Origin of the sequence: Agrobacterium sp. S7/73 (assembly GCF_019355535.1) — a bacterium.
Lineage (GTDB): Bacteria > Pseudomonadota > Alphaproteobacteria > Rhizobiales > Rhizobiaceae > Agrobacterium > Agrobacterium tumefaciens.
Genome location: NZ_CP072136.1, coordinates 1,098,184 through 1,108,937, shown reverse-complemented (window position 1 = coordinate 1,108,937; position 10,754 = coordinate 1,098,184). Strand labels below are relative to the sequence as shown.

Genomic DNA, 10,754 nt, shown 5'->3' with positions numbered 1-10,754 from the left:
TCACGCCGCCGCCTTCACCGGCTCATTGTCATTCGCAGCCGAATACCGACCAGCAACCATCTCCGGCCGCAATGTCGCCCGAGCCACTTCACCATATCGGCGCGAATACGTGATGACCTTGGCAGATCGCCCGGACAGCCATCCACCGCCAGCAGCGTAAGCATCAGGAGCGGCAAGCGTCTCATGGCGCTCGACATACATCAGCGCCGACTTGCGGCCTTCATCGCTGTGCAGGTGGCCCACATGAGCGAAGGCGTATTTCGAGGCGCCGAACATCTCGCGGAACATGCCTGCGAGCGTAGCGTCGACCTGGGCCACGCCGCGCTTATGGCCGTGGTGATAGAACAGCGCTGTGTCTCCCCACTTGTAGGCATAATACAGCATCGGGCTGGTATCGACCGTCACGCGCGGCTCGTTCTCATAAATCGTCGCAAGAAGCTCTCGAACCCAAACAGATGAGGCAGGATCGTGATTGCCAGACGCCATCACGACGTGAACGTGCTTGTGCTTCTGTAGCAGCATGTCGACGACGCGCCGTAGTGTTCTGATGACGACGCGGACCACCTTATGAAGGCGGGAATCGGCATCGAGGACGTGCTTATGTGCAGGAGTGACGCTCTCGAGGGCGTCGTGGTGTAAAAGGTCTCCGAGCTGTGCAAGAACGGCTGTGTGAGCCTGCGGAGCACCTGCCACGGCGGCGGCAAACCAATCTAGCAGCAACTGCTCGGCCAGACGAAGATCGTAGTCAGCGCCTGTCTCCTCGCGGTGAGCGAGCATTCCGAAATGGCTGTCTGTCACAACGAACTGGTTGAGCAAATCTTCTTCGACGTGCTGCGGCGCGGGCATGATCGTGATACGGGGAAGATCTTCCTTGAGGCCGTCGACCATTGCTTGAAAGGCGGCAAGCTGGCCTTCTGCCTCCACCGCCGTCTTCTGCCATTGTTGGATAACTCGCCCGTTAGCATCGACGAGGGCAGACACGCCTTTGACCACATGACCGGCGGGTAATTCGAAGCGCTCACCGCGTTCCGGCGCCTGTTGGATGAAAGTGCCGCTCGGGGTGTTGCTGATGCGGCTGATGCGAAATCCCGGCAGCACAGGTTCGGTGCCAAGCAGGCCAGCCTCGGCAGCGCGTTTGATGCTCTCGGCAAGAGCGGACTTGCCGATACCAAGCGCGGCAGCAGCCTTCACGAGCGTGCCGTGTTCGCGGTAGGCGTCGGCTCTTCGGCGGAGTTCTTCGGTGGGTAGCATGCGCTCTCCTCGATGTGGTGTTGCTTTTGGCGAAAGCAGGCTGGTTAGGCCGATAGTCACGGTATACTCTTTTTACAAATTTGTCAAGATTTGCGGAACGTACTTGACTCCTCTCTAAAATGAGAACATTTGTAGAACAAACGAGGAGTACGCGAGATGGCCGATGAAGAAAAAATCATCGTAGTGCAGTTCAAGAAAGGCCGCGCAGGCATTGTGCCTGGCGAAATGCGACCCGCCTCTAACGCCGCATCCGCGGAAAAAATGGCAGGCGCAATGGCATCGCGCCACATCGGCGTAGCGGCCTACGCTGTCACCGTAGACGAGGAAAGCGGGTCGATGGGAAACCCGCGCCTGCTGGTTTCACATGGGCAGATTTCGGACTTGATGCCAGACTGATTTACCGGCGCGGGGGCGCGCGCCTTTTTCATGACAAGGGAAGTTTTTGCGGCTCTGAAGAAGGAGAATGAGAACGTGCGCCCAGAAAGACGAAAGCCGGACGCCGATCCGGTGGACCACATCATTGCATGGCACGATGGAGATAGCCGAGCCGCGATTGAGACGCTCATGGATGACATTCTGCATTTGAGGATGCAGTTAGCCTTGGCAACGGCTGCAATGGGCCGAGGCTTTACCAGGGGATGGATGCCGGAAGCAGATCGAGATGCCAGGTGAAGGAGCGTATTTGCTGTCGGATTACGGCGGCGAGCCTGTCGGAGTTTTATGCGAGGATTGCGAGCTTCTCAAATTCATCTGCTCGGGAGAGCTTATGATCGAATATGGCGACCAATCGATGCCATCCCTGCTCAACAAGATAGCGAAAGACATAATCAAATGCCCCCGTCCCTTCGAAGGATTTTCGGATCGATGCAGACTTAGATACCACGCCCGCGCACGCAGTCTCATCGAAACATTGAAACAAGCGCCGCCGACGGCCATTAAGGTCAAGGAAATACGGAACTGGGAGATTGTCGTTGCCAAGTGCAACTACTGCGGTCACGTTTCGAATATCCAGCATTGGCAACTGAACCGCGTGGCTAAAACCGATACCACCGTCGACGACATTGCCAAGCGGCTAAAGTGCAAAAGGTGCAACACCAAGGGTGACGTCAAAATCACCATAGCCAAGATGCCGAGGTGAGCATGTGTAATTTGTACCGTGTAAAGACCAATCAGGAATCTATCCGCGACATCGTGGGCACCATGCAGGAGCGGCTTAACCTGGAGCCTGATATTGAGGTTTACCCTGACAGGCCGGCGCCCGTGGTCCGCAATGGTGAGAGCGGGCGGGAACTGGTCGGCCTGACATGGGGCATGCCCTCGCCGCAATTCGTCACGCAAGGCAAGCCTGACACCGGCGTGACCAACATCCGCAACGTCACTTCACCGCACTGGCGGCGCTGGCTTCGACCAGAGAACCGCTGCGTCGTTCCGTGGACGACCTTTTGCGAATGGGAAGATACCAAACCCCGGAAGACGAAGCGCTGGTTTGCGATCAACGAGGAAACACCCCTCGCCTTCTTCGCCGGCATCTGGACGGACTGGCATGGCGTTCGGGGATCGATGAAGAACCCGCGCGAAGGCGATCATCACATTTTTGCGTTCCTGACGACCGACCCGAACGGCATTGTTAAACCGATCCACCCGAAGGCCATGCCGGTAATCCTGACAAATAAAGATGAAATTGAGACATGGCTTACGGCGCCGTGGGAGGAAGCGAAAGTACTTCAGCGACCATTGCCTGACGACGGCCTCGTGCTTCTGCCAGTTGAGGAAGAAAGGCCGCAACAGGATCTATTTGGATAGGAGGCAAACATGCGCATTCGTCCATACTTGCTTGAAAAACATGGCGTATACGCAAAATTCCCACTGAATGAAGGCGACTTCGTGGGCGCAACGAAAGCCAGCCACGACGACCTTGATCCGCGCATCCTCGATGAAGTCGACCGTGACTCTGACCTCACAGCCTTCACCGGTTACTTTGCCACAGAACTACTCGCTGACGATGACGACATACCGACAGGCGCAAGAACGGAGATTTTGTTCAGCCAGCGCAAGGGGATCGCTGCCATCCTATACGACCACCCTAACATTTCAGACGCATTCATCGAATGGGTCTTTTGTTCCTCCGCTGAGGATGCGTTGGACAAGTGGAAAAAGAAAGTTCGCTGGCCGTTGATTGAAACATCTAACGCGCCCATAGACATAACTGGAAACACCACCATATGAGCGATCAATCCAAAAACAGCGACGGCATTCACGAGGATCACTATTGCGAGCATCCTGGCTGCAAGAAATGGGGCGGCTTCGGGTATTCTCGATCAAAGGCCGAGAAATCCACCTGGCATTGCTGGGCGCATTATCCGCAGCGGGATATGATTGAGAACCTTAGAACGGCATGATATTTCAGGTGCTGCCCCAATAGAAAGAATGACGCGCGTGAAAAAGTGGATAAGTCCAATATTACCGAGAGGGGCCTCAAAGTATTTTGACGAAAAAGTTTTCAGGTTGATAAAATACTTTAATTTATTCTTTATGCCTGCGCTGTGTCTTCTCTACTTTACGGACATATCAGTTGTAGCTCTGAATACGATTGAGCCGCCCACTACAGTCCCTAATGTCTTTTCTTTCATGCTCGAAAGATATCGAGATTTTGAGACTGTTAAACCCGGCAAAGGGTCGTTCTTTGTCGTAGCCAATATCGTCATGCTCGTTGCCACTATAGCGGTGCTCGTTGCCATTTCATCGAGATTTATTATCTTCAAGGAGCGTGTTCCGGCAAATTTTACAAAAAGTAATATCGCGACGCCCTTTGTAGCCACGATCTTTATATTCTTGTCATTTAGATTCTTATTTTTTTCAGATGTGACGTGCAACACATGCGGCACCATAGCGTCCCGCTCTCTCAATTCCCCACTGATTATAATCATCATCCCCGCGATTTACACGGTCGTGATCGAGTCATTCATTCAGATATTTAGCGCTGTATCAGTCGCGTTCAGAGCGAAAGAATACGAAAATCGGCTTTGAATATCGCACAAACGAAGAGTGCGAGCATATGGCGATTTCCACGCCGGAGGGTTTCTTTTTGCCAGCCCTTTACCAGCCGTTTACGCTGCTATGGCACGCTGAAACCAAGCGCGAAATGTATTCAGTACGCGCGGCTTTTCCCAACTAGCCCGCCACACTCGGCGGGTTTTGTTTTGCTCATCGCGGTAAACGACTAATTCACCAGAACGCGGCATCCTTCGCCATAGAGGGTCGATTTATGCCTTACCGGTTTCTGATCAATGCCGCCGTGCTTTTTGCGATACCACTATGCGGCCTGGTTGTTTTTGCTGCTGTTGCAGTTTCACACAACGCCAACAAGACTGTTGACGCGGATTACGTAACGACCAGCTCGATCAAAAGATGACGGGTCTGGCCGGAGCTTTCCTTTTGTTATCGCAACAAAAAACCCGCCTACCTCTCGGCAAGCGAGCTAAATCAAGAAGCCCGCGTCGCGCGCGGCTTTGATTGATTTTCGACGATGCGGTCCACGCGCAAAGTCATCTTGTCGACGGCATCCTTCACGGCGCCGATAGCGCCCATAATCTGCTCAGTCTGTTCGCGAAGGCCGGACTTTGAGACGTAGGTTTCCGCCACATGCAGACGGTGAGCCGCGAGCTCTTCCCTCGCAAGGCACGCCATTGCCGAAGCCGCAGAGGCGGCGCCAGACGCCTCCATCTTTGCGGCACTGATCTTCGCGTCGACGTACTTCCAGAGACCGAAGATAAAGCCGAATACCAGCACGAAGAAACCGACGGCTCCCATGATCTCGGGGCCGGTCATGGCTTCACCCGGCAGAGCTTCTGCAGCTTCTCATTCTCGATGAGGATTTGCCGTTTTGTTTCCGGCGTGAGGCTATCCTCGAAGGAGGGCCGCACCGGTCGCGCGATGTCGCAGTAATTACCGCTTGTCGCGCATCCACTGAGTAAGACGACGATCAACATCATCGTCGCCAAGATTTTTGATTTCATGTTCGACGTCCCCGGCCTTCTTGATAGCCTTGGCATTCGCCGCAGCCTGTTCGTCCTTCGCCGCGGTGCGCCCTGCCCGCTGGCCATACAAAAAGACGCCCACTAGGATCGCGAGCGCCGTACCGATTGCGGCAATGTAGCCTTTAAGCTTGGCGATGATCATCAAACCTTCACCTCCTTGCCGCGCCAGTTATTCCACCGGCGTGCGATCACATCGCGGTTGCGGTAGGCCACGTAGCCGACAACCGCCACAAGCACACCTGCGGCGATCCAGCCCCATGGGAGGCCTGCGGTGAAGGCAAGCAATCCAGAACAAGCCGCAGAGCTTGCGCCTTTTGTAACCACGTCCTTGGCCGCGCCTGCGTCCCGACGAAGCTGCGCGATGGTGGCAGGACCGATGATGCCGTCAGCGATAAGGTGCGGGTGTGCCTTCTGATAGGCGACTACGGCAGCCTTGGTCTTCTCGCCCATCCAGCCGTCGATAGCGCCGGGATTGAGGCCAGCAGTCGTGAGCAGCTCCTGCGCTTCCTTCACAACTGGATCCGGTAGCACGGGCGGTTCCGCCGTCACTTCTTTCGTCACGCCAACGCCGGTATAGATGCCCTTTTCGAATAGAAGCGCCTCTTCCTTGCGACGGCGCACGAGGCCAGGCAGTTTCTTGCCTTTCGCAGTGTTGTAGTTGCTTGCGAGATGAGCGGCGGCCTTTTTGATCTGGCCTTTGCGCCAGAGATCAGCCCACGTCCAGTTCATCGCGCCGACGCCGAGATTGAACGTCACAGATGCAGCGGCGTCCAGCTCATGCTGTTTGCGGTCATTCGGCGAACCGGCCACGACAGCAGGCACGTACTCGGCAGCAAGAACAGCGTCGAGGATGACATCGCTCTGCGCTGCTGTGATCTTGGTCTTACCTGGCACAAGCTTCGTGATGCCGATCTTGGCCAGTTCGCGGCGGACGGAGTCGCTGCGCATCGTGAAGCCCGTACCGATCGTCGGAATGCCGACCGGGTCGAGATAGCAGGTAAGTGGATTGCCCTCGTGCAGGCGCACGAAAGCCCTCCCCTGTGTGGAGATTTTGGTGATTGGCATTTGGGATTCCTGATTGTGGTTATGGGTGCCGGGTTACGCTACCGGCCAAGCGAAAAGGCCGGGGCACGAGGCCGCCGGCGATAAATTCTTCAGACTTTCATGTTTTATTTAGCGAAGCAGGCCGAGACGAGACTTTGCATTGAACATTGCAAGCGTCGATCGACGGCTGAAGTTCTTCGGACGCTTGACAACTATGTGCGCAAAATAGCTGGGCAAAAACTTGCTCTCTCCCAGCACCTCGTCAATTTCCAGCAGGTGACGAACCAACTCGCGACCTTCTTCCGTGTCATACAGGGCGTCGTGCTGGAGTCCCCAGAAGATAATGAACGCGAAGGCGCCGTAGAGTTCCCTAATTTCCATCTTCGGAAACATGGCCCGTATCGTCGGCAGAATTTGAGATGACGTCGGCGCTTCGCTTGGGTCTGCTGCTGCTACCTGCTCAGGTGTCGGCAATTCGATGAAGTCCAGTTGGTGCTTTCGGAACTCGGCCGGCAGTCTGGAATGAACCCTTGCTGCGACATCAACATGGTGCGCTGGATAGTTAAATCGATCGGGCCCAACGTATTCGTTCACGCACCAGAGGTGGCCGTTCTCTCGCAATCCATCCACCGCCCCAACCAGCGTTTTTGGAAGCTCCGGCATATGGTGCAGGGAAGCGACGAACATGACCAGATCATATTGCGACCGAGGCAACGCAGGAACGCCAGGTTCAACTACGTGACAGGTAACCCGGTCAGCAAGACCGTGTTGTTCAAGCGTCGACTTAGCGGAGTTAATACCGTCCGGCGAAATGTCGTAAAGATCGAAGTGGCGAACATGACCTTTTAGGATCATCTGCACTTCTGTTTCCGCTCGACCTGCCCCAACGCTTGCCGCTCGCTCCATCGGAACAGAATGCAAATACTTCTTGAAGAACCAATCTTCCCGAGCATCGCCGCCCTGCAGCCGATACAATCGCGCAAGTGACATAGGATGAGATTGCCACTCGGACCGTATAGCATTGGTGTCAAAATACGCGGCTGACCAATAAGACGCGGAATCCATGTCGTCTCCTGTAGTTCCCCGCGCCACAGGTCGCACAGAATCGGTTGGTGTTCAACCAACGCGCCTAGACACACTCCATCCCCGCCGATAATGATTTTCAACTTTCACCAGATTTTCGGGCGACGATGCAGAACCAAGAGCAAATACCGTTCATCCACATTCTCCGCGCAATGGCACCTTTGCCGGTGATGTGGGCACATCTCGCTCTCATGGCCGAGTGGCAATACCACGGCACCTGGTTGCCACTTACGCTGTACGACAGACTGGTGGGCGGCCCGCTGCATCTCTACCAGTCCGGAGGACATCTAGGCGTGATGGTGTTCTTTCTGATCTCCGGTTACATCATCAGCTTCGTGGCCGAGCGCGAGGAGCGAATGCCGTTCGCGGTAAAGCGCGTCTTCCGGCTTCTTCCGGCCCTCGTCGCAGCGATCATCATCCTGTCTATCCTCAATACCATCGGTTCCATTTCGCGGCCGCACATCAAAGTGACTGATTACCTGCTGAGCATGTTCTTGCTCGATCAGTTCTTTTGGCCCAGCGCGACCGTTCTTCAGGTGACGTGGACGCTGTTTCCCGAAGTTGTCTTTTACGCCATCGTATGCTTGTTCATGCCTCTCATAAAGTCACGCCCGGTTGCGGCAACGTTCGCTCTAGCCGTCGCTTGCTGTGGCGTGGCTGTGGCGACAAACGTGCTCGGACACGCCCCGTCGCACACCTCTCACCTTGGTTATCTGCCGATGTTCATCATCGGTCGCGTTTTCTTCCTTCTACAAAGGGGCAAGATCAAGAACGAGGTTGCGATCGTGTTCGTAGTGTCTTCTCTTCTGATCATGTACGGTATGTTTGATGCGATCTGGCCGGATCAGATGTGGAACGATACTCGGAAGGCATGGACTTACCCCTTGGCTATCTTGATTTTTTATGGGTGCATGCTTTGGAACCCGAAGACCATGCCGAAGGCCGTTAGCTTCCTTGCTGACATTAGCTATTCACTTTATCTAATCCACGTCCCCGTCGGATGGTTCGTTATGGACAAGGTGCAGCCGCTGGCAGGCTTTACCGCTGGCTTCATCGCAGCCGTGGCTTCTTCAATTTTCGCCGCATGGCTGATATATACTCGCATTGAAGTCCCAGGCCGCTTGTTCGGACGTAAGCTTATCGCCAACATCTCGTCAAAGAGGGCAGCACATGCATGATTCAATAGACGTCCCGGTCGCCACTGCCGCGTTCGTTGCTGTCCTCGTAGGTGTAGCAGCTGCCTTCTTCCTGCCTGGAGATAAGGAAAACGTCTGCCCAAAACCGCAAGCCGGCTCTCAGTGGCCGTGGGAGATTTGCAGCGAGGACGGGGGTGGTTCTACGAAGATGAGTACGTCTCCGCCAGCAACCGCCCCATTTTACGGCACCTATAAATCTCCGTGAGCATCAAACGTATTGCCCGCCTGTTTGAACGGTGCCAGCCGAATTTCCTGGGAAATAACTTGTTCCCGCACCTTCAACGATAACAACACCGTTTCTATGCACCAAATATGTTGCACCGGAAACGTTTGCTTTTCCTGTAAACGTACACCCTGTGGATGTTAAAAGCGCTGTAGCAATACCGGCCCAACGCGTCATTGAAACGGCAGCACTTATCGTTATTGTTCTGTTTTGACATGTAATTTGACCCTGCCCATAAGCGTGCCAATGATTTACGCATCCACCGGCAACTGAATAATCAGCAGTAATAACTATATTCCCTCCGTCAGTTGCTAAGAAATGATCGCCGTTAGCCGCAGGCGCAAAAAGGCAACTGGCGCCAAGTTCTATATTGCCGCCGCTGGCCCAAAGGCATGTTCCGGCAGTCAGAGTTGATAGCCTTAATCCTCCGACGTTAATTTTTAGATTTCTCACGGTGTTAAGTATGCAGTGCGAATTAGTAACTTCAAGAAAGCAGTTTCCAGGGGTAGTGACGTTTCCGCGAATGTATATAACGTTGCCACCAGTGAGACCGATTGATGCATTAAGGCCGGTAGTGTGATAGCCGTCAGCTAAACTGATAGTTACATCAAAACCTTTTAAATCAAGTTTTGTTGCAATGAAATCATAAGCGTATTGTAGCGTAGCAAAAGCTCCAGCGTCGGTATTTACTAATCCTGTATTTGAATTGCTGCCGCCTACTCTTACATAATAAGTTCTGCTTCCGGTAAGAACCTCACGAATACCCGTGACTTTTGTAGGACTTAACATACCTACAGCATTGGCGAGGTCTCTGTAGTACGCTCCCTGTTGCCCGTCTAGCAGATCGGCATCTAGACCGGAGCCTGCACCATCATTGCCATCGGTCCAGATAGCATTATTTCCAATGGTTACATTTCCGGTACGTGGAATTTTGAAATCTCTGACAAAAACACCAGCATCATTGTTCAATCGCAGAATAATGCTTCCATCATCACCATTGGATATGATACTAGCTTGCACGACTCCTGCTGTATTGCGAAAATAGATAGTTCTATATGTCTGGTTGTCGACATAGAACGCACTTTTAACAACAACGTTGCCGTTGAAGGTCTTGCCGGTCATCGTGGACGGGAGCTGCGTATCAGGAATAACGTCAGATTTTTTATTGTACCTGGCGTCGAGTTCTGTTCCTGTCAACCGCGTAGGCAACTGGGCATCCGGGACGGTTCCGAGCGTACCATATGCCGCAGAACTGTTGAGGGCCGCGATTAGCGATTTGCCGAGAGTCGAGAGATCAGCAAGCGCGGCCGATCCATTTTCATCGATCGTCAACGCCTTGCTTGGTGTGGATGGAAGCTGCGACAGTCCATAAAGCACACCAGAACTCAAAGATCCGAGCATGCGCCGCATCGCCTCAACAGCGATAACGTCCGGGCTAGTCAACTCAATCCTGTACGCCGCATCTGTCTGCGCCGGACCGGGCCAATCGTCCTCAAGGGTCAACTGTGTGTTGCTGTCGACCGATGCGATAATGATCGGCCGACCGACATGAATGCCAAACTTGTCGCCGGCCTTGATTGCCGTCAGCCCACCAACGACAGAAAGCCAGTTCGTCCCGGTACCGGTCACAGTCTTGGAGTTGACTGCAACCGTCGCCGTACCGGTGTTGTAGTAAGCAACGCCCGCCATTATTCGGTTTCTCCGTCGATGGTATCGCCGTCACCGCGCGCAAGACGCAGATCGGCTTCGAGGCCGTTGATTTTGTCGAGAAGCACTTTGTTTTCTGCATTCTGCATGGCGAGGTGCTGGGCGAGAAACAGATTGCGCTGTTTGAAGAACTCTTCGCGCGCGTTCGCTTCTTGCAGAGCGACCAGAGGGTCGATCTGCATTGTGTTGCCGGTTGTCATGGGATTTCCTTGT

13 protein-coding genes are annotated in these 10,754 nt (G+C 54.1%); 6 read left to right on the top strand and 7 right to left on the bottom strand.

All coding sequences use genetic code 11. The features are described from left to right. Window positions 1–1,251 (bottom strand): oxidoreductase, encoded by a 1,251-nt coding sequence (locus J5276_RS05335; RefSeq protein WP_209159490.1) that lies wholly within the window; start codon window positions 1,249–1,251, stop codon window positions 1–3. 156 nt (window positions 1,252–1,407) lie between these two features. Between J5276_RS05335 and J5276_RS05330 the strand changes: the two genes are divergently transcribed. From J5276_RS05330 to J5276_RS05310, 5 genes are all read left to right on the top strand, one after another. Further along, complete coding sequence (locus J5276_RS05330) at window positions 1,408–1,647, top strand: hypothetical protein (protein ID WP_060641786.1); 240 nt, start codon at window positions 1,408–1,410, stop codon at window positions 1,645–1,647. Between the two features lie 265 nt (window positions 1,648–1,912). Continuing rightward, the gene (locus J5276_RS05325) at window positions 1,913–2,389 is read left to right on the top strand and encodes a hypothetical protein (RefSeq protein ID WP_174011412.1); all 477 of its coding nucleotides are present in this window, start codon (window positions 1,913–1,915) and stop codon (window positions 2,387–2,389) included. Window positions 2,390–2,391: 2 nt separating this feature from the next. Next, window positions 2,392–3,054, top strand: coding sequence for an SOS response-associated peptidase (locus J5276_RS05320; protein ID WP_174011714.1), 663 nt, complete (start codon window positions 2,392–2,394; stop codon window positions 3,052–3,054). A 9-nt stretch (window positions 3,055–3,063) separates the two neighbouring features. Further along, a complete protein-coding gene (locus J5276_RS05315; protein WP_174011415.1) occupies window positions 3,064–3,477 on the top strand; it encodes a hypothetical protein in 414 nt (137 codons plus the stop codon). Continuing rightward, window positions 3,474–3,650, top strand: a complete 177-nt coding sequence (locus J5276_RS05310; protein ID WP_174048385.1) for a hypothetical protein — start codon at window positions 3,474–3,476, stop codon at window positions 3,648–3,650. Before J5276_RS05315 ends, J5276_RS05310 begins: the two co-directional genes overlap by 4 nt. Window positions 3,651–4,734: 1,084 nt before the next feature. Here the strand turns inward: J5276_RS05310 and J5276_RS05305 are convergent. The 4 genes from J5276_RS05305 to J5276_RS05290 all read right to left on the bottom strand — a co-directional run bounded on the left by J5276_RS05305 (window position 4,735) and on the right by J5276_RS05290 (window position 7,397). After that, window positions 4,735–5,079, bottom strand: coding sequence for a hypothetical protein (locus tag J5276_RS05305; protein ID WP_174011418.1), 345 nt, complete (start codon window positions 5,077–5,079; stop codon window positions 4,735–4,737). A 117-nt stretch (window positions 5,080–5,196) separates the two neighbouring features. After that, a complete protein-coding gene (locus J5276_RS05300; RefSeq protein WP_142851106.1) occupies window positions 5,197–5,430 on the bottom strand; it encodes a hypothetical protein in 234 nt (77 codons plus the stop codon). After that, complete coding sequence (locus J5276_RS05295; protein WP_209159491.1) at window positions 5,430–6,353, bottom strand: peptidoglycan-binding protein; 924 nt, start codon at window positions 6,351–6,353, stop codon at window positions 5,430–5,432. Before J5276_RS05295 ends, J5276_RS05300 begins: the two co-directional genes overlap by 1 nt. A 108-nt stretch (window positions 6,354–6,461) precedes the next feature. Continuing rightward, on the bottom strand, window positions 6,462–7,397 hold the full coding sequence (locus tag J5276_RS05290; protein WP_209159492.1) for a class I SAM-dependent methyltransferase: 936 nt from the start codon (window positions 7,395–7,397) through the stop codon (window positions 6,462–6,464). A gap of 125 nt (window positions 7,398–7,522) precedes the next feature. On the opposite strand from J5276_RS05290, the gene J5276_RS05285 reads away from it, so the two are divergent. Beyond that, window positions 7,523–8,593: an acyltransferase gene (locus tag J5276_RS05285; RefSeq protein ID WP_209159493.1), complete on the top strand. Its 1,071-nt coding sequence runs from the start codon at window positions 7,523–7,525 to the stop codon at window positions 8,591–8,593. Window positions 8,594–8,819: 226 nt separating this feature from the next. Here J5276_RS05285 and J5276_RS05280 read toward each other — a convergent pair whose 3' ends face one another. Both J5276_RS05280 and J5276_RS05275 read right to left on the bottom strand, forming a co-directional pair. Next, window positions 8,820–10,523 carry a hypothetical protein gene (locus J5276_RS05280; RefSeq protein ID WP_209159494.1) on the bottom strand — a complete coding sequence of 568 codons (1,704 nt, stop codon included), beginning with the start codon at window positions 10,521–10,523 and terminating at the stop codon, window positions 8,820–8,822. Then, entirely contained in the window at window positions 10,523–10,741 is a 219-nt protein-coding gene (locus J5276_RS05275) for a hypothetical protein (protein ID WP_174011427.1), read from the bottom strand. Before J5276_RS05275 ends, J5276_RS05280 begins: the two co-directional genes overlap by 1 nt. Between the last annotated feature and the right edge of the window lie 13 nt (window positions 10,742–10,754).